This is a genomic window from Streptomyces sp. IBSBF 2435, from assembly GCF_036815005.1.
GTDB lineage: Bacteria > Actinomycetota > Actinomycetes > Streptomycetales > Streptomycetaceae > Actinacidiphila.
This window is the reverse complement of sequence record NZ_JAJSYW010000001.1, coordinates 189,292-214,054: the sequence shown is the minus strand read 5'-3', so window position 1 is coordinate 214,054 and position 24,763 is coordinate 189,292. Positions and strand designations below refer to the sequence as shown.

Annotated in this window: 24 protein-coding genes; 7 read left to right on the top strand and 17 right to left on the bottom strand. The window is 71.4% G+C overall.

Going from position 1 to position 24,763, the window contains the following annotated elements:
* The 4 genes from V7E46_RS00955 to V7E46_RS00940 all read right to left on the bottom strand — a co-directional run.
* Positions 1 to 431, bottom strand: a 431-nt coding sequence (locus V7E46_RS00955; protein WP_333766586.1) for a hypothetical protein, incomplete at its 3' end; no start/stop codon positions are given.
* A gap of 70 nt (positions 432 to 501) precedes the next feature.
* Positions 502 to 1,740, bottom strand: coding sequence for an ABC transporter permease (locus V7E46_RS00950; RefSeq protein WP_333766585.1), 1,239 nt, complete (start codon positions 1,738 to 1,740; stop codon positions 502 to 504).
* Entirely contained in the window at positions 1,737 to 2,648 is a 912-nt protein-coding gene (locus V7E46_RS00945; RefSeq protein WP_333766584.1) for an ABC transporter ATP-binding protein, read from the bottom strand. Before V7E46_RS00945 ends, V7E46_RS00950 begins: the two co-directional genes overlap by 4 nt.
* Positions 2,645 to 3,979 carry an efflux RND transporter periplasmic adaptor subunit gene (locus V7E46_RS00940; protein WP_333766583.1) on the bottom strand — a complete coding sequence of 445 codons (1,335 nt, stop codon included), beginning with the start codon at positions 3,977 to 3,979 and terminating at the stop codon, positions 2,645 to 2,647. The genes V7E46_RS00945 and V7E46_RS00940 overlap by 4 nt, the downstream gene beginning before the upstream one ends.
* A gap of 295 nt (positions 3,980 to 4,274) precedes the next feature.
* Between V7E46_RS00940 and V7E46_RS00935 the strand changes: the two genes are divergently transcribed.
* The gene (locus V7E46_RS00935; protein ID WP_333766582.1) at positions 4,275 to 4,868 is read left to right on the top strand and encodes a hypothetical protein; all 594 of its coding nucleotides are present in this window, start codon (positions 4,275 to 4,277) and stop codon (positions 4,866 to 4,868) included.
* A gap of 199 nt (positions 4,869 to 5,067) precedes the next feature.
* Here the strand turns inward: V7E46_RS00935 and V7E46_RS00930 are convergent, their stop codons facing one another.
* The 3 genes from V7E46_RS00930 to V7E46_RS00920 all read right to left on the bottom strand — a co-directional run bounded on the left by V7E46_RS00930 (position 5,068) and on the right by V7E46_RS00920 (position 8,286).
* Positions 5,068 to 6,648: an LCP family protein gene (locus V7E46_RS00930; RefSeq protein WP_333766581.1), complete on the bottom strand. Its 1,581-nt coding sequence runs from the start codon at positions 6,646 to 6,648 to the stop codon at positions 5,068 to 5,070.
* A gap of 209 nt (positions 6,649 to 6,857) precedes the next feature.
* The gene (locus V7E46_RS00925; protein ID WP_333766580.1) at positions 6,858 to 7,286 is read right to left on the bottom strand and encodes an anti-sigma factor antagonist; all 429 of its coding nucleotides are present in this window, start codon (positions 7,284 to 7,286) and stop codon (positions 6,858 to 6,860) included.
* A gap of 133 nt (positions 7,287 to 7,419) precedes the next feature.
* A complete protein-coding gene (locus tag V7E46_RS00920; RefSeq protein WP_329176676.1) occupies positions 7,420 to 8,286 on the bottom strand; it encodes a helix-turn-helix domain-containing protein in 867 nt (288 codons plus the stop codon).
* Between the two features lie 180 nt (positions 8,287 to 8,466).
* Here V7E46_RS00920 and V7E46_RS00915 point away from each other — a divergent pair, with 180 nt between their 5' ends.
* On the top strand, positions 8,467 to 8,949 hold the full coding sequence (locus tag V7E46_RS00915; RefSeq protein ID WP_333766579.1) for an ATP-binding protein: 483 nt from the start codon (positions 8,467 to 8,469) through the stop codon (positions 8,947 to 8,949).
* Positions 8,950 to 8,967: 18 nt separating this feature from the next.
* On the opposite strand, the gene V7E46_RS00910 is transcribed toward V7E46_RS00915, so the two are convergent.
* Entirely contained in the window at positions 8,968 to 9,210 is a 243-nt protein-coding gene (locus tag V7E46_RS00910; RefSeq protein WP_329176678.1) for a DUF397 domain-containing protein, read from the bottom strand.
* Between the two features lie 233 nt (positions 9,211 to 9,443).
* Between V7E46_RS00910 and metG the strand changes: the two genes are divergently transcribed.
* A complete protein-coding gene (gene metG, locus V7E46_RS00905) occupies positions 9,444 to 11,174 on the top strand; it encodes a methionine--tRNA ligase (protein WP_333766578.1) in 1,731 nt (576 codons plus the stop codon).
* Positions 11,175 to 11,363: 189 nt separating this feature from the next.
* On the opposite strand, the gene V7E46_RS00900 is transcribed toward metG, so the two are convergent.
* The 3 genes from V7E46_RS00900 to aspS form a co-directional block, all read right to left on the bottom strand.
* Positions 11,364 to 12,143, bottom strand: a complete 780-nt coding sequence (locus tag V7E46_RS00900; protein WP_333766577.1) for a hypothetical protein — start codon at positions 12,141 to 12,143, stop codon at positions 11,364 to 11,366.
* A complete protein-coding gene (locus V7E46_RS00895) occupies positions 12,136 to 12,645 on the bottom strand; it encodes a SigE family RNA polymerase sigma factor (RefSeq protein WP_329176683.1) in 510 nt (169 codons plus the stop codon). The genes V7E46_RS00900 and V7E46_RS00895 overlap by 8 nt, the downstream gene beginning before the upstream one ends.
* A 170-nt stretch (positions 12,646 to 12,815) precedes the next feature.
* Positions 12,816 to 14,570, bottom strand: coding sequence for an aspartate--tRNA ligase (gene aspS / locus V7E46_RS00890; RefSeq protein ID WP_333766576.1), 1,755 nt, complete (start codon positions 14,568 to 14,570; stop codon positions 12,816 to 12,818).
* A 201-nt stretch (positions 14,571 to 14,771) separates the two neighbouring features.
* Here aspS and V7E46_RS00885 point away from each other — a divergent pair, with 201 nt between their 5' ends.
* On the top strand, positions 14,772 to 16,823 hold the full coding sequence (locus V7E46_RS00885) for an ATP-binding SpoIIE family protein phosphatase (RefSeq protein ID WP_333766575.1): 2,052 nt from the start codon (positions 14,772 to 14,774) through the stop codon (positions 16,821 to 16,823).
* Between the two features lie 213 nt (positions 16,824 to 17,036).
* On the opposite strand, the gene V7E46_RS00880 is transcribed toward V7E46_RS00885, so the two are convergent.
* Positions 17,037 to 17,426 carry a type II toxin-antitoxin system VapC family toxin gene (locus V7E46_RS00880; protein WP_333766574.1) on the bottom strand — a complete coding sequence of 130 codons (390 nt, stop codon included), beginning with the start codon at positions 17,424 to 17,426 and terminating at the stop codon, positions 17,037 to 17,039.
* 236 nt (positions 17,427 to 17,662) lie between these two features.
* Here V7E46_RS00880 and V7E46_RS00875 point away from each other — a divergent pair, with 236 nt between their 5' ends.
* From V7E46_RS00875 to V7E46_RS00865, 3 genes are all read left to right on the top strand, one after another.
* A complete protein-coding gene (locus V7E46_RS00875; RefSeq protein WP_333766573.1) occupies positions 17,663 to 18,343 on the top strand; it encodes a DUF5753 domain-containing protein in 681 nt (226 codons plus the stop codon).
* An 11-nt stretch (positions 18,344 to 18,354) separates the two neighbouring features.
* Positions 18,355 to 18,546 carry a hypothetical protein gene (locus tag V7E46_RS00870; protein ID WP_333766572.1) on the top strand — a complete coding sequence of 64 codons (192 nt, stop codon included), beginning with the start codon at positions 18,355 to 18,357 and terminating at the stop codon, positions 18,544 to 18,546.
* 148 nt (positions 18,547 to 18,694) lie between these two features.
* Positions 18,695 to 20,008 (top strand): hypothetical protein, encoded by a 1,314-nt coding sequence (locus V7E46_RS00865; RefSeq protein ID WP_333766571.1) that lies wholly within the window; start codon positions 18,695 to 18,697, stop codon positions 20,006 to 20,008.
* Between the two features lie 50 nt (positions 20,009 to 20,058).
* Here the strand turns inward: V7E46_RS00865 and V7E46_RS00860 are convergent, their stop codons facing one another.
* The 5 genes from V7E46_RS00860 to V7E46_RS00840 form a co-directional block, all read right to left on the bottom strand.
* Positions 20,059 to 20,586 (bottom strand): hypothetical protein, encoded by a 528-nt coding sequence (locus V7E46_RS00860; protein WP_333766570.1) that lies wholly within the window; start codon positions 20,584 to 20,586, stop codon positions 20,059 to 20,061.
* Entirely contained in the window at positions 20,583 to 21,035 is a 453-nt protein-coding gene (locus tag V7E46_RS00855; RefSeq protein ID WP_333766569.1) for a hypothetical protein, read from the bottom strand. The genes V7E46_RS00860 and V7E46_RS00855 overlap by 4 nt, the downstream gene beginning before the upstream one ends.
* Before the next feature lie 33 nt (positions 21,036 to 21,068).
* Positions 21,069 to 22,913, bottom strand: coding sequence for an alpha/beta hydrolase (locus V7E46_RS00850; RefSeq protein ID WP_333766568.1), 1,845 nt, complete (start codon positions 22,911 to 22,913; stop codon positions 21,069 to 21,071).
* A gap of 15 nt (positions 22,914 to 22,928) precedes the next feature.
* Positions 22,929 to 23,393, bottom strand: a complete 465-nt coding sequence (locus tag V7E46_RS00845; RefSeq protein WP_333766567.1) for a hypothetical protein — start codon at positions 23,391 to 23,393, stop codon at positions 22,929 to 22,931.
* Between the two features lie 233 nt (positions 23,394 to 23,626).
* On the bottom strand, positions 23,627 to 24,589 hold the full coding sequence (locus tag V7E46_RS00840; RefSeq protein WP_329176709.1) for a pirin family protein: 963 nt from the start codon (positions 24,587 to 24,589) through the stop codon (positions 23,627 to 23,629).
* Positions 24,590 to 24,763 lie beyond the last annotated feature (174 nt).

Sequence of the window (24,763 nt, the reverse complement as noted above, 5' to 3'; positions counted from 1 at the left end):
GCCCCCGTACCGCCCGCGCCACCGAAGCCGCGGCCGGCAGCCGTACCCGCGCCCGTGCCCGTACCGCCCCGGGCCCCGGTGAAGGACGAGAAGGGGTTGCGGGCGGACGCCGTGCCGTCCAGGTGGTGCTTCTCGACCAGCGCGCCGCCCGTGAAGGCGGCCACGGCGACGACCCCTGCCGACAGCAGCAGCGTCAGCCACGGCAGTTTGCGGCGCGGCGGCGCGGCCAGCTCGGCGGAGATGTCACGGGCGTCCGGCGGCTCGGCCAGTACGTCCTCGGGGCTCTGCGCGGGCGGCCCGCCGTGGCCGCCCTCGATCACTTCAGAACCGCGCCGGATCTCGATCCCGCCGGTGCCCTCCTCCGGGACGAGCGGCAGCAGATCCGTGCCGGAGTCGTCCGTCCTGACCAGCTCGGAACGGCGTCGCGCCATCTCGGCTTCTCCCTCTCGTCTGTCTGTACGGCCTTGTCTGTCTGTGCAGCCCGGTGAAGGCTCAGTGCTGTCACTCGTGCCGCAGGGCCTCGATGGGCCGCAGGCTCGCCGCCCGGTTGGCCGGGTAGCTGCCGAAGAACAGGCCGATGGCCACGGCGATGGCGAAGGCACCCCACACCGACGCCGGTATGACGACCGGTGTGATGCCGACGATCCTGAAGTGCGAGCCGATCAGACCCGCGACGACCCCCAGGCCGCCGCCGGTCAGCGACAGCAGCGTCGACTCGGCCAGGAACTGCCCGAGGATGACGCCCCTGGGCGCGCCGATCGCCTTGCGGATGCCGATCTCCCGGGTCCGCTCGGTCACCGTCACCAGCATGATGTTGGTGATGCCGATCCCGCCGACCAGCAGCGAGATCGCGGCGACCGCGCCCAGCAGCACCGTGAAGGTCTTGTTGGTGTCGGACTGGGTGCTCAGCAGTGACTCCTGGCTGCTGACCCGGAAGTCCAGCGCGCTGGCGTCCTTGATGCCGTGGGTGCCCATCAGCACGGTGGTGATCTCGTTCTGCGCGGGGGTCGTGGCGCCCGCGGACGCCGCCTGGACCAGGATCTGGCTGACCGGGCCGAAGCCGGTGAAGGCGTTCTGCACGGTCCGCAGCGGGGCGACCACCGTGTCGTCCGGGTCCTGGAAGCCCGTGCCGCCCTTGGTGGCCAGCACACCGACCACTGTGAAGGGGGTGCCGCCGATGACGACCTTCTTGCCGACCGGGCTCGCCGTGCCGAACAGGTCGGTGGCGGTGGTCGAGCCGATCACCGCCACCTTGCGGGAGTTGAGCACATCGTCGGCGGAGAAGTAGTCGCCCTTGTCCACCTTGCTGTTGGACGCCTCGAAGTACGCCGGGTAGGTGCCGACGACCTGGCTGACGGTGTGCGAGGTGCCCTCGTAGATCGCGGTCTGCGAGGTGGTGACCTCGGGGGCGACCGACTTGATGTGCGGCGCAGACGCCGGGTCGGCCAGCGCGCGGGCGTCGTCCACGGTCAGCGGTTTGGTGCTGGTCGCGCTGCTGCCGCCGCGCCCGCCGCCCGCGCCGCCGCCGAAGCCGCTGCCGGAACCCGGGGAGACGGTGAGCGAGTTGGTGCCGAGCTTCTCGATGGAGTCCTTGACCGACTGCGAGGAGCCGTTGCCGACCGCCAGCAGGATGATCACGGCGGCGACGCCGATCAGCACGCCCAGCATGGTCAGCGCGGAGCGCACCTTGTTGGCGGCCAGGCCGCCGACCGCGAAGCGCAGCGTCTCGAAGGGGTTCACCGGGACGCACCCCCGGCCCTGCTGAGCGCCTGCGCCTGCGCCTGGGCCTGCGGGGAGTGCGAGGCGAAGACCGCGGGGTCGCGCAGCGCGGGCGGCGGCCCGTCCACCGGCGCCTGCCGTACGTCGGTGACCACCTGCCCGTCGACCAGCCGCACGACGCGCTTGGCGTGCCGGGCGACCTCGTCCTCGTGGGTGATCAGGACGACGGTGCGCCCCGACGCGTTGAGCCGGTCCACGATCGAGAGCACTTCCTCCGTGCTGTGGCTGTCCAGGTTGCCGGTCGGCTCGTCGGCGAGCAGCATCGCGGGCGCGGTGACCAGCGCCCTGGCCACCGCGACCCGCTGCTGCTGCCCACCGGACAGTTCGTTGGGCCGGTGGTCGACCCGGTCGGCGAGGCCGACCAGGGCGAGTGCGGCCAGCGCGCGCCGCCGCCGCTCGGCGGTCCTCACCCCCGCGTAGGCGAGCGGGAGTTCGACCTGCGCGAGCGCGGGGGTGCGCGGCACCAGGTTGAACGACTGGAACACGAAGCCGATCTTGCGGTTGCGCACCAGGGAGAGCTGGTGCTCGTCGAGGCCGCCGACGTCGATGCCGTCCAGCAGGTAGCGCCCGGAGGTCGGCACGTCGAGGCAGCCGAGGATGTTCATCAGGGTGGACTTGCCGGACCCCGAGCTGCCCATCACCGCGACCATGTCGCCCTGTTCGACCAGCAGGTCGACGCCGGGCGACACACCGGTCGCCGGGTCGGGCGGGCCGCCCAGGGCGCGTACGGTCGCGTCGCCGTGGCCGTACGTCTTGAGCAGCGAGCGCACCTCGATGACCGGTGGCGGTCCCCAGGGGCCGTCGTCCTGCGGCGGTTCCTCTTCCGTGTCCCTGCGGTGGGCGCCGGTCCTGCCCAGGCCGAGCCTCATCCGCGGCCACCGCCGCCGGCGCCGCGAAGGCTGCCGCCCGCACCGCCGGCTGCCGCGCCGAAGCGGCCGGTGCCGCCGCCGAGGCCGCCGGGGAAGGCGCCGCTCGGGAAGCCGTTGCTGCCGGTCGAGGCGACCGTCGGGATCTGCACCTGCTGGCCCTCGGTCAGGCCGCTGCTGATCTGGTCGGTGCTGTCGCCCTCGACACCGACCGTCACGGCGGTACGGGTGGTGGACCCGTCGGCGTTGACGACCAGGACCGAGCGGTTGGCGCCGGTGCCGGTCACCGCGGCGGTCGGCACGCTGAGCGCGTCGCTGGCCGAGCCGGTGGTGACCTGGATGCTGGCGCTCAGGCCGGTCCGCAGGTTCGAGGTGTCACTGGTGATCCGGAGCGTGGCCGCGTACTGCACGGCGCTGCCCGAGGAGCCGGAGCCGGAACTCGAACTGCTGCTCACCGGGAGCGAACTGACCGACAGCACCTTGGCGTCCAGGACGGTGCCGGACTCGGCGTTCAGCGTGACGGTCGCGGCCTGGCCGGGCTTGACCTTGAGCGAGTCGGCCTCGGAGAAGTCCGCGGTCACCTGCATGCCGGCCGGGTTGGTCAGCACGATGAAGCCGCTGAGCGAACCGCTGGAGGACGTGGAACCGGACGACGCGGAGCCGGAGCTGCCGCCCGAGCCGGCACCCGAGCCCGAACTGCTGCCGCCCGTGCCCGACACCGACTCGCCCTTGGCCGCCGCCACCGAGGCCACCGTGCCGGCCACCGGGGCCTTGAGCGTGGTGCCGTCGACCGCGCGCTGAGCCGCGTCCACCGCGTTCTGCGCCTGCGTCAACTGGGCTTGGGCCTGTGCGAGTTGGGCGGCGTCGACGGTGGGGGTCGGCGACGGGGCGGGCGTGGAGTTGCGGCCGGAGGAGCCGGAACTGCCGGTGGAGGCCGGGAGTTCGCCCGCCTCGACCTTCGTCAGATTCGCCTCGGCCGCGGTCAGCGAGGCCTGGTCCTGCTGGAGCGTCGCCTTCGCGTCGGTGGCGTCGACCTTGGCCAGCACCTGGCCCTTCTCGACCTTGTCACCCGGCTTGACCTTCACCTGGGTGAGCGTGCCGCCGGTGGTGAAGTTCAGCCCCGCGTCGCTCGGGGAGGCGAGCGTGCCGGAGCCGGAGACCGTGGCCAGCACCGTGCCCTTGGTGACGGTCGCCACCCGGGCCTTGCCGGTGCCGCCGGACGTGCTGCCGTCGTCGTGCACGGCCGCGTAGGCGCCGCCGGCGCCCGCGAGGACGACCACGCCGAGCACCGAGTTGATCAGGGCGGCCCTGCGCCGCCGTGGGAGCACCTTCATGGCCCGCATCCTCGCGTCCCACGCCTTTGAAGCCCTGGGAGGAAACTGCGGGTTTCCTGGGAGCGCAAAGCCCTTCTTCACGGTGATACGCCGCGAGTCGGGCGCGGGCGTGCCGGATCCGGGCGGCGGTGGGCGGTCTGTTCCCCGGGAACTCACAGGTGGCGCCCGGGCGGCGCCTACCTGAGTGCGGTTCAGTCATGGGCTGCCGCCCTGCGTTGGCCACCGTCATCCCCGCGCGCACACGTAGGGCGGCCGTTCAGACTCCGACCCCACCGCTCCCGAGGAGACTCCGGCCATGACCTGGACCCCCACCACCGCACAGCGGGCCGGCGCGTCCGTCGCCGTCCTCGCCTCGGGAATGCTCCTGCTCGCCGCGTGCTCCTCGGGCTCGTCGGGCTCCTCGTCCGCGAAGCCGTCGGGGTCGGCGACGGTGGCCGCGTCCGGGTCGATGGAGGCGTATCGCGACTGTTTGTCGCAGCACGGGGTGCAGCTGCCGAGCTTCGCGCCGCGCACCGGGACCGGGCGCCCCTCGGGCCGGCCCTCGGGGCGGCCCAGCGGCGGCGGGGGCTTCCCCGGCTTCGGCGGCGGCGCGGGGGCGTCGGCCGACCCGAAGACGAAGGCGGCGGCGGAGGCCTGCGCGTCGCTGCGGCCGCAGTTCAACGGCCGCGGTGGGGGCGCCGGGGGCGGCGCCGACAGCAGTGCCTTCCAGGCGTTCACGAGCTGCCTCAAGGATCACGGGGTGACGCTGCCGACCGCGCCGCCCGGGGCGAGCCGGTCCCCTCGCGGGGGGATGTCCGGCGGGATCGACACCGCCGATCCGAAGACGGCTCAGGCCTACAACACGTGCAAGCCCCTGCTCCCCCAGCGCACTTCGCCCGCGGCGAGCTGAGCGGCTGACGACCACCTCCGCCGTCGCGGGTGGCCCCGCCCCTGAGGGGCTGCCACCCGCGGTGGCGTTCCGCCTGCTGCGGCGCGGGGAACCGCGCGGCCGGCCGAAACGCACCGCACGTGCGATGTGCCACCGCACGTGGCACTCACCCCAGGGCGCGGGCGGTCACCCGTAGGACAGCTTGGAGCACGGGTCCGCGTCAGCGGACCGCGCCTGCTTGCTGAGGTCGGTGGGAAGCGGCTTCGGCGTCGCGGACGCCGTCCCCCCCTTCGCGGCGACAGCCGCGTAATCCGCTCCGAGCACCACGTTGACCCCGCTCGTGTCGAGCTGGACCAGCTCCGCGCCGGGGAAGAGCTTCGCGACCGTGTCCGCCTGCGTCTTGGGGGGGGGGGGGGGGGGGGGGGGGGGGGGGGGGGGCGGGGGGGGGGGGGGGGGGNACCAGCTCCGGGGGGGGTATCAGCTTGGCGAGCGTGGCCGCGTGGTTGTGGGCCCCGGCGCGGGGCCCGTACTCGATCCGGGTCACCGCGTGGTCCTTGGTTTTGGCGTTCGTCGAGTTCATCACGTTGAAGTTGTCGGCCTTCAGCATGTCCGCGGCCTTGCCGGCGAGCCCGCCCGTGGTGGTGCCGTTGTAGACCGAGACCATGATGCCGGTGCCGTCCACCGTCGCGCTGGGCGACGGCTTGGGAGCGCCGGTCTTGCCGGAGGCGTTGACGCCCTGGAGGGTACGGTCGGCGCGCAGCTCGGCGAACAGGTCGTCCACGTCGGGGTGGACCAGGTCTATGCGGGCGCCGGTGTACTTCCAGGGCGCGGTGATGAACTGGATGTTCTTCAGGTCGATGCCCTTGAGCGACAGGCCGAAGGACATCAGCTTCGCGGCGCTGCCCAGACCCGGGTCCACGGTGAGCGACTTGGTCGCCGCGTTGGCCAGCGGCAGCAGCGTCGTGGGGTCCATGCCCTGGCCCTTGACCTTGCTGATCAGCGCGGAAAGGAAGGCCTGCTGCCGCAGCATGCGGCCGACGTCGGAGTTGTCGCCGACGCCGTGCCTGACCCGGACGTAGTCCAGCGCCTGCTGGCCCTGGAGGTTCTGCATCCCGGCCTTGAGGACGATCTTGCCCTTGTGGCCGAGGTTGGGGTTCATGTCGCCCTGGTAGATGTCGTTCGGGACGCAGACCTCGACGCCGTGGACGGCGGAGGTCATGGACGCGAAGCCCTCGAAGTCGACCACCATGGTGTGGTCCACCCGCAGCCCGGACAGCTTCTCTATGGTGTTCTGCGTGCAGGCCGGATTGCCCTTCTCTGTGTTGCCCATGGAGAAGGCGGAGTTGAACATCGCCGACGGCTGGTCCAGCGACCACTTGCCGTCCGGGAGCAGGCAGGGGGGTATGTCGACCAGCGAGTCGCGGGGTATGGAGATGCCCACCGCGTGTTTGTGGTCGGGGTAGACGTGCAGCAGGATCGTGGTGTCGGAGCGGCCGATCGCTCCTGACGCGGAGCCGCCGAGCTTGCCGTTGTCGCCGGCGCGGGTGTCGGAGCCGATCAGCAGGACGTTGACCGCCTTGTTGCCGTCGGCGTCGGCGTCGGCCTCGGCCGGGCGGTTCTTGCTCAGGCCGGCGGAGTCGAACGTCGCGATGTTCGCGTTGAGCTTGAGGTAGATCGCGCCGGCACCACCGACCAGCAGGACCACGACCGAGACCGAGATCGCGATGATCCACCGCTTGCGGTTGTGCTTGCGTATCCCGCGGCCGCGCTTACGTTCCGGCTTGCGCCCACGAACGCCCATTCCCTTACACCTTCGGTCCGGTGGCACCAGCACACATCACGACGAAGCCCCAACGTTTATCAGTTGTCCCGGCCCTGCCGTATGACGCCGGTCACATCGGCGGCGGGGAAGGATGGTTGGTTGTTCAGCGAGACACTGTACGGCGTCGACATGTGGGTGACACACAGGCAGCATGGAGTGACCGCGTCCGCACGCGGGCCGGCGGGCGCTCAGGACGGCAGCGCCTCGTCCAGCGTGAGCACCGGGAGGAAGACGGCGTCCAGGCCGGTCATCGCCAGCAGCTTGCGGGTCTGCGGGTGGGCGCAGACCATCGCGGTGCGGCCACCGCGGTCGAGCACCCGGCGGCGGGCGCGCACCAGCAGCGCGAGGCCGAAGCAGTCGATGAACTCCAGCGGCCCGAGGTCGAAGACCACCAGCAGCGGCAGCGGCCACATCACGACCGCGTCGAGGTGCGGGTGGACGCCGTGCGCGCTGCCGAGGTCGATCTCACCGGCCAGCTCGACGACAGTGGCCTCACGGAGCCGGTACGTACGGGCGTACGGCGTCGGCGCCGGCACCACATCGCCGAGCGGGCGGCCGAACTCGGGCCCGTCCTCCTGGCCACCGCCACCGCGGTCGCCGTTGACCTCCTCGTGCACTCTCGTCCCCCGTCCCCCTGGCGCGCCCTGCGTAACCGTAGCGGCGCCGCGGTGCCGCCGGGGAGACGGCCGGGGGTAAAAACAACTGATATTCACCCGGCCGGGTGAATATCAGTTGAAAATACACATAAAGTCACAATTCGCGCTTGAACGCGTTCAGCCAGTCGAGGGAGTCCGCCGGGCTCAGCGCGAGCCGCCCCAGCGCGGTCATGGCCTTGTCGTACTCCACGACCTCGTCGTGCTTGTCGATGTAGAGCGCGCCGGTCAGCTGCTCCAGATACACCAGGTCGGGCAGGTCGGACTCCGGGAAGCTCAGCAGGGTGAAGGCGCCGCCCCCCGCCGCGTGGCCGCCGGTGGCGAAGGGCAGGATCCGGACGTCCACGTTGGGCGCCTCCGCGGCCTCCAGCACGTGCTGGACCTGGTCGCGCATGACCTCCCGGGTGCCGAACGGGCGGCGCAGCGCACCCTCGTCCATCACGGCGACGAAGTGCGGCGCCCGCTCCGAGACGAGCAGCTTCTGCCGCTCCAGGCGTAGGCCGACTCGTCTTTCGACCCAGGCGTCGGCTCCCTCAGGGTGACCGAGCCGGATCACCTGCCTGATGTAGTCCTCCGTCTGCAGCAGGCCGTGCACGAACTGCACCTCGAACGTGCGGATGAGCGCGGCCGACTCCTCCAGACCCACGTACGTCTGGAACCAGGTCGGCATCACCTCGCCGTATCCGTGCCACCAGCCTGCGGCGTTTGCCTCTCTCACGAGTCCGAGCATGGCGAGCCGTTCACCCTCCTCGGTGACGCCGTACAGCGTCAGCAGATCGGCGACATCCCGCTCCTTGAAGCTGACTCTGCCCAGCTCCATGCGGCTGATCTTCGATTCCGAGGCCCGGATGGAATACCCGGCGTCCTCCCTGCTGATCCCCCGCGACTCACGCAGCCTTCGCAGCTGCGCTCCGAGCAGCATCCGTCGCACGATGGACCCGCCTCCCGGCTGCCCTGCGCTCATAAGTCACGCTCCGCCCTTGGTTCATCAGCAGTCTGCCACTAATGGCTTGCGCGCAGTACCCGTCCCGTCACTCTCGATCGTCACGTGCATAAATTCCTTGCAGATGCACGTGCAGACGCTCTTGCATCCCCTGGTCCCGATCCCCGAGCATGGTGCCGTGCAGATACTTCGGGGGCACGCATGAAGGCAGAGGCCGCACCTGTGCTGGACCCGTTATTGCAAGGCGTGCTCGCGCCCGAGCAGCTTGCGGCGGGCCACGGCGCCACATGCGAACTGCCCGCCGCCCTTGAGTCGGTGCGCGAGGCGCGCCGCTTCACCCGCGCCACCCTCCAGCACTGGGACATGTCCGTGCTGCTCGACTCCATGGAACTGGTGGCGTCCGAGTTGGTGACGAACGCGCTGCGGTACGCGGTGCCGGTCGGCACGCCCGGCGCGCCGGTCAGGCTGAGCCTTGTGCGCTGGACTACGCGGGTAGTGTGCGCGGTGCGCGACCCCAGCGGGGTGGCGCCGATCACCAAGGACCCCGACTTCGTGGCCGAGACCGGCCGCGGGCTGCACCTGGTGGACTCCTTCAGCGAGAACTGGGGATGGCACCCGCTGAGCGGTACGGGAAAGGTCGTCTGGGCGCTGTTCCTGGTGACACCGGCCGGCCAGCACCGCTAGCGCGCGCCGGCGCGGGGGTCACGGCCCCGGCATCAGGTGGTCGAACTCACCCGCCTTCACACCGATGATCATCGATTCGATCTCGGCCCTGGTGTAAATCAAGGCGGGACCGTCCGGAAAGCGCGAATTGCGTACGGCGACGCCGCCGTCGGGCAGCGCGGCGAACTCCACACAGGTGCCATTGGCATTGCTGTGTCCGCTCTTCTGCCAGACCACACCCGCAAGATCCTCTGCGGGCATTCCATTGTGCGTCCGGCGCATCAGCCACTCCCCAAAAGTGCCGTGTGGTACAGGAGATGATAACTCGTGGCCGGAGCACGTGCATGTGCACGTGCAAGTGCACGTGCAGTCACACCGAGTCACCCTCGGGACGCCTCTGACCTGAACCTGTCCGGAATGTGAATACGGCGGAGGTCACCCGGCTACGGTCCGATACGATTGACGGTCCGTAGATGAATTCCTCACTCCGCGCTACGAATTGGGAGCAGCCTGCAATGGCTCGTCACCTCATCACCTCCGCCCTGCCCTATATCAACGGGATCAAGCACCTGGGCAACATGGTGGGGTCCATGCTCCCGGCCGATGTCTACGCCCGCTATCTGCGGCAGCGAGGACAGGATGTCCTCTACATCTGCGCCACCGACGAACACGGCACCCCGGCGGAACTCGCCGCAAAGGAAGCCGGACTTCCGGTTGATGTCTTCTGCGCCCAGGCGCACGACGCGCAGAAGGCCGTCTACGACGGGTTCGCGCTGTCCTTCGACCACTTCGGCCGCAGTTCCTCCGCGCAGAACGTCGACATCACCCAGCGCTTCGCCCGCCGCCTGCACGAGAACGGCTTCATCGAGGAGCGTGCCATCCGCCAGGTCTACTCGCTGGCCGACGAGCGCTTCCTGCCGGACCGCTACATCGTCGGCACCTGCCCGCACTGCGGTTACGACAAGGCGCGCGGCGACCAGTGCGAGAACTGCACCCGGGTGCTCGACCCCACCGACCTGATCGAACCGCGCTCGGCGATCAGCGGAAGCAGCGCGCTGGAGGTCAGGGAGACCAAGCACCTCTTCCTCCTCCAGTCCGAGCTGGCGGCCGAGGTCGAGGCCTGGATCGACGCGAACAGCGCCGAGTGGCCGACCCTGGCGTCCTCGATCGCCCGCAAATGGCTCACAGAAGGCCTGCACGACCGGGCGATCACCCGCGATCTCGACTGGGGTGTGCCGGTGCCCGCCGACACCTGGCCGGAGCTGGCCGCGGAGGGCAAGGTCTTCTATGTCTGGTTCGACGCCCCGATCGAGTACATCGGTTCCACCAAGGAATGGTCCGACGCGGCCCCCGAGGGGGAGTCGCGCGACTGGCAGTCGTGGTGGTACGAGGCCGACGACACCGTCCGCTACACGCAGTTCATGGCCAAGGACAACGTCCCCTTCCACACCGTGATGTTCCCCGCCACCCAGCTGGGCACCCGCGAGCCGTGGAAGAAGGTCGACTTCGTCAAGGCCTTCAACTGGCTGAACTACTACGGCGGCAAGTTCTCCACCTCCCAGCGCCGGGGCATCTTCACCGACGTCGCTCTCGACCTGCTGCCCGCCGACTACTGGCGCTACTTCCTGATGGCCAACGCGCCCGAGTCCGACGACACGTCCTTCACCTGGGAGCTGTTCGCGGCCGGCGTCAACAAGGACCTCGCCGACACCCTCGGCAACTTCGTCAACCGGGTCCTGTCCTTCTCCCGCAAGCGCTTCGGCGACGACGTGCCGGCCGGCGCGGCGGCGGGCGACGCGGAGGCCAAGCTCGGCGAGCAGATCGCCGGGCTGCTCGCGGAGTACGAAGGCCACATGGAGACGCTGCAGTTCCGCAAGGCGGCCCAGTCGCTGCGCGCGCTGTGGAGCGCGGGCAACTCCTATCTGGAGGAGAAGGCCCCCTGGATGGAGATCAAGACCGACCAGGACGGCGCCGCCCTCACCCTGCGCACCGCGATGAACCTCATCCACCTCTACGCCGTCGTCTCCGAGCCGTTCATCCCGTCCTCGGCCGCCGCGATGCGGTCCGCCTTCGCGCTGCCGGCCGATGACGCCCGCTGGGTCGGCGCCGACCAGGCCCGCGCGCTGGACGCGGTACCGGCGGGCACGCCCTTCACCGTGCCGCCGGTGCTCTTCGCGAAGATCAGCGACGACGATCTGGCGGCGTACGTCGAGCGTTTCGGCGGCGACCCGGACGCTGCTGCGTAGCCTCCGGCTGCTCGTGCCCGGTCGCCGCCGCCTCCCCGGCCGGCACCGGGCGCAGCGGACCCTCCTCCGGCAGCCGCGAGGGCCGCGCGCCCGTACCGGCGGGGGTGCACGCCGCCACCACCGCGGCGGCCAGCCCGAGGACCGCGCCCCGCCGGCCGATCCCCGCGGGACTGGCGCCGCCGGGCACTCTCATCCGACGTCCGCGGTCGACAAGAGGTCCTCGGCCAGCGCCAGTTGCGCCGACGAGGGCTGCGCCAGGCACGCCGTCACCCGCACCACGGTGCTCGACCCCGCCTCGCCGACGACGGACGTGCCCAACTGCCGTGTGCCGCCGACCGTACGGCAGGCCGTGTAGGGCAACTCCTCGCCGACCTCGCCGGCCTCGCCGCCGAAGTGCTGGAGCTTGTCCGCCTGGTCCTGGGAGCCGTCGAGGCGGAACATGACCAGCGTCCCGCCCCTGCCCAGCCGCCGGGCCAGCGGGGTGCAGAAGTCGTCCAGGGCGTGCGCACAGCCGTTCTCGGGCAGCGCGAGTGCCTGCGAGGACACGAAGACGCTTCGGGTGGCCGGGTCCGGCAGGGTCTGCCAGCCGGACGGCAGCGACAGCCGCAGCCCGTCCATCCCGGTCGGGCGGTACACGCCGTCCGACGCCTGCGGGCCGGCCGTACCGGGCGCCGGGGTGGGCTGACCGGTGACACCGGCGGACGGGGTGGGCCGCTTGTCCGCCTGTCCGCCGGTCGCCACCACCGGCGCCGCGCCGCCGGCCTGCGGGCGTACCAGCCCGGGTACGGCCATCAGTCCCGCCGCCGCGGCCAGCACCGCGCTGCCGGTGACCGCGGCCGTACGCCGCCGCCGGCGCCGCCCGACCCGCTCGCGCACCCGCTCAAGACGCTGCGGCGGGGCGGGCGGCTGCGGCACCGCCCGCTCCAGCAGGATCCGCAACTCCTGCTCGGGGCCGTCCCGTTCAGTCACGGCCGTCACCGCCGTCCGCCGTGACCGCGGACGGCAGCCGCCCGCGCAGCGTCCGCAGGGCCTTCGCCGCCTGGCTCTTCACCGTGCCCTCCGAACACCTCAGCGCCTCCGCGGTCTCGGTCACGCTCAGATCCTCGAAGTACCGCAGCACCACCACGGCCCGCTGCCGTACGGGCAGTGCGCGCACCGCCGCGGCCAGCGCCTGCTCCAGGTCCACCCCGGCGTACGCGTCCTGCGGCAGCGCCTGGTCCGGCACATCGCCGTGCGGCACCTCGCCGCGCCACCGCCTGCGCCACCACGAGGCATGCGTGTGCACCAGGGCGCGGCGTACGTACGCCTCCGGATTCTCCTCGGCGATCCGGTGCCACTTGGGCCAGACCTTGGCCAGCACCGTCTGGAGCAGGTCCTCGGCGAGGTGGGCGTCCCCGGTGAGCAGCCACGCGACACGCAACAGCCGTTGGCCGCGTGCCGCGACGAACTGCTCGAACCCGCCTTCGCCCACCGAATGTCCTCCCCACACCTCTACAACGCCCCCGGGCACCTGTCCGGTTGCCCCGGGCGCACACAGGGGTTCCGCGGTGCCGCCGCGCCGGCGGGTGCCCCATGGGGGCGCGGGGAACGCGGAAACCCGCGCCCCCGGTGCGGAACCGGGAGCGCGGGCCTGGGCGGGGGCTACTTCTGGCGGAGCTGGATGTGCAGCTCGCGCAGCCGGGTCGCGGAGACCTCCGACGGCGCGCCCATCAGAAGGTCCTGCGCGTGCTGGTTGAGCGGGAAGGCGATCGTCTCGCGGATGTTCGGTTCGTCCGCCAGCAGCATGACCATCCGGTCGACGCCCGGGGCGATCCCGCCGTGCGGCGGCGCGCCGAAGTGGAAGGCGCGCAGCATCCCGCCGAATTCCGCCTCGACGGTCTCCTGGGAGTACCCGGCGATCTCGAACGCCTTGTACATCACGGCCGGTTCGTGGTTCCGGATGGCGCCGGACGACAGCTCGATGCCGTTGCAGACGATGTCGTACTGCCACGCCAGGATGTCCAGCGGGTCCTTGGTCTCCAGCGCTTCGAGGCCGCCCTGCGGCATCGAGAACGGGTTGTGCGAGAACTCGATCGCCCCCGTGTCCTCGTTGCGCTCGAACATCGGGAAGTCCACGATCCAGCAGAAGCGGAAGACGCCCTCGTCGTACTGCCCGGCGCGCTTCGCGGCCTCGACCCGGACCGGCCCCATGATCTTCGAGACCTCGTCGAAGTCGCCGGCGCCGAAGAAGATCGCGGTGCCCGGCTTGCCGCCGACCGCGTCGAGCAGGGCCGCCACGTCGTCCTCGGTGAGGAACTTGGCGATCGGCCCGGTGAGCGCGTTGCCCTCGCCGACCCGGACCCAGGCCAGGCCCTTCGCGCCGAGCGAGACCGCGTACTCGCCGAGCTGGTCGAAGAACTTGCGCGGCTGCTCCGCGGTGCCGTGCACGGCCAGGGCGCGGACGTGCTTGTCGGCGAAGGCCTTGAAGCCCGAGCCGGCGAAGACCGCGGTGACGTCGACCAGTTCGAGCGCGGTGCGCAGGTCCGGCTTGTCGTTGCCGTACTTGAGCATCGACTCGCGGAAGGGGATCCGCGGGAAGGGCGAGGTGACCGTACGGCCGCCGCCCAGCTCGTTGAACAGGTCGGTCATCACCTTCTCGATGACGCCGAAGACGTCCTCCTGCTCGACGAAGCTCATCTCGACGTCGAGCTGGTAGAACTCGCCGGGCGAGCGGTCGGCGCGCGAGTCCTCGTCGCGGAAGCAGGGCGCGATCTGGAAGTAGCGGTCGAAGCCGGAGATCATCAGCAGCTGCTTGAACTGCTGCGGGGCCTGCGGCAGCGCGTAGAACCGGCCGGCGTGCACGCGGGAGGGCACCAGGAAGTCGCGGGCGCCCTCGGGGGAGGTCGCCGACAGGATCGGGGTGGCCATCTCGTTGAAGCCGAGCGCGGTCATCTCGCGGCGCAGGAAGGAGATGACCTGGGTGCGCAGCATGATGTTGCGGTGCATGCGCTGGCGGCGCAGGTCGAGGAAGCGGTTGGTGAGCCGCATCTCCTCGTTGGCGCTGTCCTCGGGGAAGACCGGGAAGGGCAGCGGGTCGGCGGCGCCGAGCACTTCGAGCGAGGTCACGTCGACCTCGACCTCGCCGGTCGGCAGCTCGGGGTTGACGTTCTCCGCCGAGCGGGCCAGGACGCGGCCGTCGACGCGGACCACGGACTCCTTGGACTGGCTGCTCAGCTCGTCGTAGACGGGCGAGCCGGGGCGGACCACGAGCTGTGTGAAGCCGTAGTGGTCGCGCAGGTCGACGAAGAGGATGCCGCCCAGGTCACGGCGATTGTGCAGCCAGCCGGACAGGCGGACGTCGGTGCCGACGTCGGTGGCGCGCAGCTCTCCGCAGGTGTGTGACCGGTACCGGTGCATCGTGGTTCGTCCAAGTCGTCAGGTCGTCGCGATGGTGGGGAACCCGCACAGCCTACCGGCGCCCGGGCTTCCTCCTCATCCGCGTATCCCTCCGCCTGACCGCGCCGCGCACGCGGATCCGCCCCCGCGCACCCTGGTGCCCGCCTCGCGCACGCGCGGTCACATTGCCTCACACCCTGCGTAAAACCGTAAACTGGGGCAATGCACACCGAGGACGTCCTCGCCGCCGTGGGCTCGGGCCTGTGGCAGTGGGACGAGGGCACCGGCACCGTCACGGTGGACGATTGTGCGGCGCGCCTGCTCGGGCTGTCGGGGGGTGCCGCCACGCACCGCTCGACCGCGGTGCGGGCCTGCCTGCACGCGGCGGACTTCGTGTCGCTGAGCGCCGCGGTGTCGCTGGCCGCTTCCGAGGGCACGGTGGCGGAGTCCCTGGTGCGGGTGGTCGGCGACGACGGGACGGTGCTGCGCACGCTGCGGACCAGGGTCGCGCCGCGCGGCAGGCTGCTCAGCGGCACCCTGCACGAGGTGCACAGCGCCCGGCGCGAAGGCGCTCCCACCACCACGGACTGGCAGCGGGCCAGGGAGGCCTTCCTGCTGGACGCGGGCCGCGCGCTGGCCGAGGCCGACTCCACCACCGAGGTGCTGCGGGTCGCGGCGACCCTGTCGATGCCCGGCTTCTCGCCCGACGGGCTCGCCGTCTTCAGCGTGGAGGGCGACCGGCTGTCGATGATCGGCCACCACGGCCAGGAGATCGCCGACAACACCCTGCTCGACATGCCGCTGTCCACCGACTATCCGGCCGCGCTGGTGGCCCGCACCGGCCGCGCGGTCTACCTGCCGACGCCCGAGGCGTACGCGAAGCGCTTTCCCGCCGCCTGGCCGCTGGTCAAGCGGTACGGGCGGGTGTCGTGGGCGTATCTGCCGCTGGTGGTCGCCGGGACCACGACCGGCGCCTGGCTGGCGGCCTTCCGCGAGCCGGTCGCCTTCACCCCCGACGAGCGCTCGGTGCTCACCACCGTGGCCCGGATGCTCGGCCAGGCGCTGTCCAGGGCCGGCCTGCACGAGTCGGAGCGCGCGCTGACCGACGGCCTCCAGCGCACGATGCTGCCCACCCGCAAGCCCGGCGTCAGCGGTATGGCGGTGGCCGCCCGCTACGTCCCGACCGGTGGCGGCCTCCAGGTCGGCGGCGACTGGTACGACGTGATCGACCTGCCCTCGGGCCGCACCGCCATCGTCATCGGCGACGTCCAGGGCCACGACGTGAAGGCGGCGGGCCTGATGGGCCAGCTGCGGATCGCGCTGCGGGCGTACGCGGCCGAGGGCCACAGCCCCGACGCGGTGCTGTCCCGCACCTCCCGCTTCCTGGCCGGGCTCGGCGAGGAGCACCAGGCGGACGTGCGCTTCGCGACCTGCCTGTACGTGGAGATCGACCCGCTCACCGGCACCCTCGACGTGGTGCGGGCCGGCCACCCCGAGCCCGCGATACGCCTCGGCGACGGCACCACCATCGTGCGGCGCACCGCCGTGGGGCTGCCGCTGGGCATCGAGCCGGACTCGGACTACCCGACCACCACGATGGTCCTGGAGTCCGGGGAAGTGCTGCTGCTGTGCACCGACGGCCTGATCGAGACCGGCGGCCACGACCTGGAGACCGGCTGGCGCCGGCTGTCCCAGGCACTGGCCGCCGGCCCCGCGAACGACCTGGAGGTCCTCGCCGACTCCCTGGTCCGGGCCGTCCACGGCCCCGCCTCGCACCACAGCACGGGGCCGCTCGCGGACCGCCGCGAGGACGACATCGCGCTGGTGCTGCTCCGCCGCGACCCCGACGGGCCGACCTGCGCGGTCCCGGTGCGCCGCACCATCCTCACGGTCTCCCAGGACGACCCGGGCCAGATCCGCTCCTGCCGCGACGACATCCGCGCCCTGCTGCACGACTGGGCGTCCGCCGAACAGGTCGAGTCCGCGGTGCTGCTGGTCTCGGAGGCCGTCACGAACGTGCTGGTCCACACCGACGGCGACGCCGTCCTGCTGGCCCAGGTCACCGGCATGCCCGGCACCCGCCGCCTGCACGTCGACGTCGACGACGCCTCCGACGACATGCCCCACCGCCGCTCCCCCGGCGAGATGGCCTCCTCGGGCCGCGGCCTGCTCCTGATGGAAGAGCTCGCCGACGCGTGGGGCGTCGACCCCCGCGGCGACGGCAAGTCCACCTGGTTCGAACTCTACGAATCCGCTCCCCGCGGCGCCTCCTGACCCCCGGCCCGGCCCCGCCGGGTGGGTGCGCCCTGAACCGTCGCGGGATTCCGGCTCGTACCGGCGACACGAGAACGGTGTCATCCGGTCATGCTGTCCTGACCCGCAACCGCGGTGCGATCGCCGGATACCGGCCGAGGTCCCCCGCATACCCGGCCCCATCGGAGACCCGGCGCCCCCGGCGTGCGCGGCACCCGTAGCGCCGGGTGGACTTCAGTCCATGACGTCGACGGCGCAGTGGATGCCGGACGCGCGGGCGAGGCGCCCGTCGGTCGTGAGCAGCGTGCACCCGTGCACTTCGGCTGCGGCCACATAGGCGGCGTCGTACGCCGTGAGGTCCGCCCGCAGTTCCCACATACGCGGCAACAGGACTCGCGTGAGGGGGACCTCGGGGTCCCACTGGCCGAGAGCCGAAACCGCTTCCGCGGCGTGCTCGGCCGAGATCTTGCCGCCGAGCAGATTCCCGCGGATGACCGACAGGGCCTCGACGCTCCAGTGCTCCGGAGCGATCCACCGGTCATCGGCGGCCAGCGCCGCCCGGCACCGGCTGCCGGTCCCGCCCTCGTCGAGCAGGGCGAAGGCGAAGACTGAGGCGTCGACCACGATCACTCCTGCCCTGTTGGACCGGACTTCTGACCGCACGGCAGACTGGGCCCGGAGGAGAGGAAGCCCATGCCGCCGAGAAGCAACCCGACCGCACGCCAGCAGCGCCTGGGCGCGGAGCTGCGCAAACTGCGCGAGGACGCGGGGCTGCCGAGCAGGCAGCCGCCCTGCTCGACACCAAGCGGACTGTCATCACCAGCACGGAAGCGGGACGCCACGGCGTCAGCCCGGAGCGGGTGCGGCGGATCGCCTTCGCCTACGAGTGCACCGACCAGGCGCTGATCGACGCGCTGGTCGCCATGTGCGGCGACCGCGTGCACGGCTGGTGGGAGGAATACCGGGACGTACTCCCCTCGACCTTCCTCGACATCGCCGAGCTGGAGTGGCGCGCCCAGGGCCTGCGGGTCAGCACCATCACGCACATGCCCGGCCAGTTCCAGACCGAGGAGTACGCACGCGCCCTCTTCCGGGCGGCTATCCCGCCGCTGCCGGCAACCGAGTTCGAGGCCAGGGTCGCGCACCGGGTGCAGCGGCACCGGACAGTCGACCGGCCGGACGCCCCGCCGTACGTACTGGTCGTCCACGAAGGAGCGCTGCGGACCGAGGTGGGCGGAAGGGCCGTACTGCGGGACCAGCTCGGCCACCTCATGGAGACCGCGGACCGCGACAACGTCACCATCCAGGCCGTCCCCTTCTCCGCAGGCGCGTTCCCCGGCTCAGGGCAGTCGATCCTGTACGCCCGCGGCCAAGTACCCCGCCTGGACACCGCTCTGCTGGACCGCGCCACAGTCGGCGAGTTCCTGCACGCGGAGGCGCACTTGTGCAAGTACCGGCTGCAACTCGACGCGATGCAGCGCATCGCGCTTCCGCCGGAAGAGAGCCTCGATCTCATGCACGCCATCGCATCCCAGCTCTAGGAGAGTTCACCGTGCCCGACATCACCTGGGAAGCCCCCTTCTGCCAGGACGCGAGCAACTGCTTCCGCATCGGCACCGACGCGGACGGCAACGCCTACATAGCCGTCAACGGCCAGGAAGAGCACCACCTCACCGACTCCCGCGAAGCCCTCCGCACCCTCATCACCGACATCAAGGCCGGCAAGGCCGACCACCTGCTCTGACCCGCCGACGACAGGAGCCCCCGCCGGCCACGTCCGCCCGGGCGAGGGCAAGGCGCCTGCACCCGGGCGTGCCCGTCCGGACGTACCGGCGGGCAGGGCGCAGCGGTGACAGTGGACGTTCCAGTTCATGCTCAGAAGGGACGTACGCATGCGTGCGCAGCAAGCCGGTGGCGAGCAGTCGAGGGGACCGCAGCGCCCGGGGGCCGCGAAGGCCGTGCGGGCGCCCCGGTCCGGCGGCGGGGCGCCCGCCGAGTCGATGCTGCGGCTCCAGCGCCTCGCCGGGAACGCGGCGGTGTCCCGCATCATCGAGGAGCAGCGGCACGCGCACACCGCGGACCGCGGGCACACGCCCGCCGCCCCCGCGGTCCAGCGCATGCAGCCGGACGAACTGCACCAGCACCCGCCGGGTCCCGCGGTGCGGGTGCGGGGTCCCCGCAAGTCCCGGGCGGGCGACCGCACACCGAACGCGCTGACGGCGGACGAATGGCAGACTCTGCCGCAGGCCACCCGGGACGCCAGCCACAAGCAGCGCGTGGAGATCGACGCGGACCCGCAGACGCTCCAGGAGACCGATTCGCCGCTCCACTACAGCCTGAGCGGCGTCGGCAGGCTGGCGCCGGGCGTTCCGTGGGAGGCCGGGCGCGGCGCGGTGGTGGAGGGCATCGGCCGCGCCGACCCGCGGACGCGCGGCCACTGGAACCGCCAGGACGCCCGCGACACACAGCTCGGCCTCGACGCGCGAGCCACGCGCGACGCCTACGCGGAGACACCCGAGGACCGGCAGCGGCGCCACCAGGCCGTGGACGACACCCTGGAGGGCGCAGGCGCGGAGGACGCGATGGGCGATCTGCGCGCGCTGCTGGACCAGTTCGAGGGCGTGGCCATCGGCGGCGCCCACTCCGGGGCGCGGGTCTGGCAGTTCCTGGGCACGCACATGGAGCAGATCCGGGCCGCCGGTGTGCGCACCCTCTACCTGGAGAGCATCCGGGACGACGGTTACCAGTCGCACGTCGACTCGTACCTCGCAGGCGGGGCGATGAGCCCAGGACTGCAAGCGTTCGTCACCCGCTACGACAGCAACATGAACCTCGGCGCCACCGGGCTGGAAGCCGTGCTGGAGGCCGCCCGGACCCACCGCATCCGGGTCAAGGGCCTGGACGGCCGCCCGGCCCGCCGTCCCACGAGGTCGGCGACCGCCCTCTTCGAGCGCATCGCCGCCATGAACACCTACGCCACCCAGGCCGTCGCCAACGACCGGCGCCGTCCGTCGGCGGCCGGCGGCTACCTCATGGAGCTGGGCAGCGCGCACACCGGCATGTACGCAGGCCCGTCGCAGGAGGCGTCGGTGCACGGAGCGCCGTTCCAGGTGGACGAGGGCTTCCCCGGCGTGGACGGCCTGCTGGGCATCCCGGCGGTCGGCTACGAGGACGACGACCGCTTCCGCCGCCTGCCCAACTCCTGACGGCAGGGCCGGCGGAGACGGCCGAGGACCGCCCTCCGGTCCCTACGACGTCACGAGGCGCGGAAGCACTGGGAGTACACGTTGAAGGTGATCAGCGGCTCGTGATTGTCCAGGCCCTTCCGCCAGGTGGCGTCGAGCTGCGCTTTCGTCGCGGTGTGGACGGCGAGGATCTCCTGGTTCTTGTTCATGCTGGAGTCCGGGGCGTTCTTGACCACCTTCCAGCCCTGCTCGGGGAGGTTCGCGGCGAGATTGGTCATCGCCTTGCCCAGAGTGGCGTTGTCCACCCCGTACAGCGACCACATCTGCAGCATCTCGCGGTCGGGGCTGTCGTCCCTGCCGTCGTCGCACGACGTGTCGGTGGGACTGCCGTCCGGGGGGCCGCCCTCGGTCGTCTTCCCCGTGACGTGGGTCATGTCCGCGACCGCCCCGGCCTGCGCGGCGACCTCGCTCCTGACGTCCCCGGCGTCGCGCGCCGGGGTGCCACCGCCGCCGCATCCCGCGGCGAGTACGAGGACGCTCGCGCACGCCACGACCCGCCAGCCGCGGCGTGCTCCGTTCACGATGGCGGTCGGCGTCACAGGCCTGGCTCCTCTGCGGGGATGAACAAGCGGGAGTGGACGTTGAAGGTGATCAGCGGCTCATGCCCGTCGAGGCCCTTCATCCAGGTGGCTTCGAGCTGGGCGCGCGTCGCCATGTGGACGGCAAGGATCTCCTGATTGCTGTTCCTGCTGGAGTCCGGGCCGTTCTTCGCCACCGTCCAGCCCCGTTCGGGCAGCCGGTCGGCGAGTGCGGCCATTCCGCGCTCCAGCACGTCGTTGTCCACTCCGTACAGCGACCACAGGTGCGTGATGGTGTGGAATCTGTCGGGGTCGGCCCCCTCGTCCCACGGCAGTTCCATGGGCCCCCCCGCCGTGACCCTGCCCTTGATGCGCACCATGTCGAGTACGGCGCTGGACAGCGCGGCGACCTCCGCCTTCACTTCGCCGGCGGGACGGACCCGCGGCTCGTACCCGAAGTCGTCGGACACGTCGCTCCTTTCCCCATTGCCTCGGATGTCCGTCTACCTCGGATTCCCGTACGGCGACGCGTAGACGAGCTTGGCGTCACCGTAGCGGCCCACGATGACGTCGGCCTGGTTCTGCAGGCTGACCGACGGCTTGCCGTTGTGCATGTTCCAGTACGCGCTGTGGTCGCCGGCGTCCGACTGCATCACGTTGCCGCCGAACGCCCTGTCGGTCGGGATGTTCCCGTCGCCGCCGAGCCCCATCGCGCGCCCGCCGTCGCGGACGATGTGGTCGTTGCCGCCCGCTCCCTCCGCCCACATGTGCGTGGGGTCGAGGCCGAGGTCGCCGGGGTGCGCGGCCTGCATGCCGGGGCTGCCGGCCACGACCACGTCATCGACGGGCATGGGGTCGCCCGCCCAGCCGTCGTCGGGGTAGGTGTACTTGGCGGTGTCGCCGATGAGCGTGCTGCCGTAACTGTGGCCGATGAGCGTGGTGTGCGCCCGGCCTCCGGTGGCCGCTTCGTGGGCCGCGGCATTGCCGTCGATGAAGCCGCGCAGCGCCGGCGCGCCGTCGTGCGCGTACGAGTCCTGGGTGGCCTGCGGAATCGTGTCGGGGGCGTTGTAGTCGAGCCAGGTGATGGTGGAGATCTTGGCGTTGGGGTCCAGCTGATGGCTCGCCTGCCACAGGTTCACCCCCCGGTTGAGGTCGCCGCCGATCTTGTCGAGCTTCGACCCCGTGCCCGGGACGTATATGGCCGTGTGATCGGCGGTGTCCGGATTCCCGTTGGCCACGATGGCCTTGCCGTCGCCCTTTCCGTCCGGGTCGAAACCGAGAAGATACGCCTCGGGCAGGCCGTCGGTGCCGGTGGCGTCGAAACGGGCCTGGATGGCGTCCATCCCCTTCAACCGGCCCCGCACACCGTCCAGCTTGCTGTACTGGTCGCCGTACTCCGCGTTCCACACGGTCCACTCGGGGGTGTGCACGCCCCTGCCGGACGGATCCGCGATGTCGGCCCACTCCTTCGGCGGCGGCGGAATCGCGTCCAGTTGGTGCTGGTAATTGCCGCGGGTCTCGGCGAGGACCGTGCGGTTGGCCTCGTCGCGGACGTCGGCGGGCAGGCCGTCGAGGGCGCCGATCCTGCCGGGGTAGGCCGCGAGACAGTCGGCCTGGTCCTGCGGGGACAGGCTCTTCCACCAGGCCGCGTTGTCGGCGGCCCGGCCGTGCGCGGGCGGCGGCTTGAGGTGGCCGAGGTAGGACGCCGCGTCCTTGTCGACGCCTGCCATGTCCTGCTGGGCGTCGGCCCAGTCCGCGGCGGAGACCGTGAGGTCGTCGTCGGCCCGGAGCTTGCGCAGCTGCGGGCCCCACTTGTCGTCCACGGCCGTGGCCTCGTTCAGCGCGTCGAAGATCCGGTCTGCGATGTCCTGCGCGACGGCGTGGTGCGGGTTGGGGTCGACGCCTGCGGCCTGGTGGGCGATCGCGCGGGCCGTCGGGTCCGCGGCGCTCGTCGCCGTACCGCCCGCCACCGTCTTGCCGTCCTCCTCGCCGCCGGCGGGGAAGCCGACAGAACCGTCGTCGCCCACCGTGAACCTGTGGGCCGCCGCGTCCGCGACGGCGGCGTCGAACTTCTTCTTGGCCGGGCCGATGTCGGAGGCGAACGCGCGCAACGCCGTGCTGATCAGGCCGCATTCCACTTGTATGTAGTGGAAGTTCTGTGCCACCTGGCCGAGTTGGACGTGCGCCGCTTCCGCGCCGACGCCCGCCAGCTTGCCGCGCATCTTCGCGCTGACGCTGTTCTCGATGTCGTCCTTGCCCTGGCTGGCCGCGTCGCTCAACGTGCGGTAGCCGGCCGCCAGGCCTTCGAACTGGGAGGTCTTGAGCGCTTTGAGAGCTGGTACGTCCACCGGTCAGCCCGCCTTCTACTGACCGCCGACGGCGGGTGTGTCCTTGTAGCCGTCGTCCAGCTTGTCGAAATCGGCCTTGGTGGCCGTGTCGCTGACGCACAGGGCCGCCCCCGCGGCCGTCAGCTGGCCCTTCAACGCGTCGCACCTGGTCAGCAGGCTTGAGACGTAGCCGCTCCACGTGGGGTGGAGCTCGGCCTGGGCCGATAACGTCTGAAAGGTGCAGTCGGAGAACTGGACGCTGGTGTCCATGCCCTGCTGCGCCTCGTAGAGCTTGAGGCCGGCCTTCGACAGGTTGTCGGCCAGCGTCCCCACGCCCTGCGCCGCCGCCTTCCACGCGGCCATGTCCGACGCCAGCCGCGCGTCCCCGCCGGTGGCGTCCGGTGTGCCACCGCCGCCGGCTGCGTCGGCGTGCGCCAGCGTCAACACCGGTCCGCCGGACACCTCCTGCTTGATCTGGGCCCATTCCGCTTCGAACGACATGGCACCCGCCCCCTCCCTGATCCTCCATCACCCCGGATGGAACGTCAGGGCCACCCTAGTTTGCTTTGCTCTTCGTATGACATGAGTAGCCGTACTCAGGTCACCGAGGGGCTCTGCCCGGCCGGCCGGCCGCGGGCCCGCGCCCCGGGAAGAGCTCCCACGGCCGTACCGCGGAAGGGCCGCGCCCGGGGGAGGGCCTCGGCGCGCGGGAGGCGGCGCGCCCGAGGCAGACCTCAGTGGCCGTAGGGCGAATCCGCCGGGACCGTGCCCAGGCGGCCGGCCTGGAAATCGTCGAAGGCCTGGGCCAGCTCCGCGTGGGTGTTCATCACGAACGGGCCGTACTGCATCATCGGCTCGCGGATCGGGAGGCCGCCCAGCAGGACGAACTCGAAGTTCGCCGACCGGGAGTCCTGCGTCTCGGCGGCCCGCACCGTCAGGGTGTCGCCGGCGCCGAAGACGACGGCCTGGCCCATGGCGAAGGGGCGGGACTGGGGGCCCGCGAAGCCGGTGCCGGCCAGGCCGTAGGCGAGGGCGTTGAAGTCGGCCCGCCAGGGGAGCGTGACCGAGGCTCCGGCGTTGAGGGACACGTGGGTCATGGTGATCGGCGTGTGCGTGGAACCGGGGCCGACGTGGCCGCCGAGGTCGCCGGCGATCAGCCGGATGAGGGCGCCGCCGTCCTCGGAGGTGAGCAGCTTCAGGCCGCCGGCCCTGATGTCCTGGTACTTCGGCGGCATCATCTTGTCGGCCTTGGGGAGATTCACCCACAGCTGGAGGCCGTGGAAGAGGCCGCCGCTGAGCACCAGCGACTCCGGCGGCGTCTCGATGTGCAGCAGCCCGGACCCGGCGGTCATCCACTGGGTGTCGCCGTTGGTGATGGTGCCGCCGCCGCCGTGCGAGTCCTGGTGGATGAAGGTGCCGTCCATGATGTACGTGACGGTCTCGAAGCCGCGGTGCGGGTGCCAGGGGGTGCCCTTCGGCTCGCCCGCGGCGTAATCCACCTCACCCATCTGGTCCATCATGATGAACGGGTCGAGATGCCGGTAGTCGATGCCGGCGAAGGCGCGGCGGACCGGGAAGCCCTCCCCCTCGAAGCCGCTGGGGGCGGTGCTGACGGCCAGCGCCGGGCGGGGCCGGGCTTCGGCGGGTGCGGTGACGCGCGGCAGGCTCAGCGGGTTCTCTACGGTCACGGCGGGCATGGGGGGCCTCCTAGTGGACGTTGCGGTTCCAATGTAGTTGAACTCTGAACATCTCGCAACGCGTAACCATTCCCTCACCCGATCGGCGAGCGGAAAACCTGGCGGCCACACCCGGGAGCAGGCCGGAGACCACGCCGGCGACCATGCCGGAAAACCCGGAAACAAGCAGGTCGA

Coding starts and splice junctions, on each gene's coding strand:
- V7E46_RS00865 (WP_333766571.1), top strand. CDS start 18,695: ATGCGTGCGCAGCAAGCCGGTGGCGAGCAGTCGAGGGGACCGCAGCGC.
- metG (WP_333766578.1), top strand. CDS start 9,444: ATGGCTCGTCACCTCATCACCTCCGCCCTGCCCTATATCAACGGGATC.
- V7E46_RS00920 (WP_329176676.1), bottom strand. CDS start 8,286: ATGAGCGCAGGGCAGCCGGGAGGCGGGTCCATCGTGCGACGGATGCTG.
- V7E46_RS00845 (WP_333766567.1), bottom strand. CDS start 23,393: ATGTCGTTCGAAGCGGAATGGGCCCAGATCAAGCAGGAGGTGTCCGGC.
- V7E46_RS00935 (WP_333766582.1), top strand. CDS start 4,275: ATGACCTGGACCCCCACCACCGCACAGCGGGCCGGCGCGTCCGTCGCC.
- V7E46_RS00940 (WP_333766583.1), bottom strand. CDS start 3,979: ATGAAGGTGCTCCCACGGCGGCGCAGGGCCGCCCTGATCAACTCGGTG.
- V7E46_RS00915 (WP_333766579.1), top strand. CDS start 8,467: ATGAAGGCAGAGGCCGCACCTGTGCTGGACCCGTTATTGCAAGGCGTG.
- V7E46_RS00885 (WP_333766575.1), top strand. CDS start 14,772: ATGCACACCGAGGACGTCCTCGCCGCCGTGGGCTCGGGCCTGTGGCAG.
- V7E46_RS00840 (WP_329176709.1), bottom strand. CDS start 24,589: ATGCCCGCCGTGACCGTAGAGAACCCGCTGAGCCTGCCGCGCGTCACC.
- V7E46_RS00945 (WP_333766584.1), bottom strand. CDS start 2,648: ATGAGGCTCGGCCTGGGCAGGACCGGCGCCCACCGCAGGGACACGGAA.
- aspS (WP_333766576.1), bottom strand. CDS start 14,570: ATGCACCGGTACCGGTCACACACCTGCGGAGAGCTGCGCGCCACCGAC.
- V7E46_RS00910 (WP_329176678.1), bottom strand. CDS start 9,210: ATGCGCCGGACGCACAATGGAATGCCCGCAGAGGATCTTGCGGGTGTG.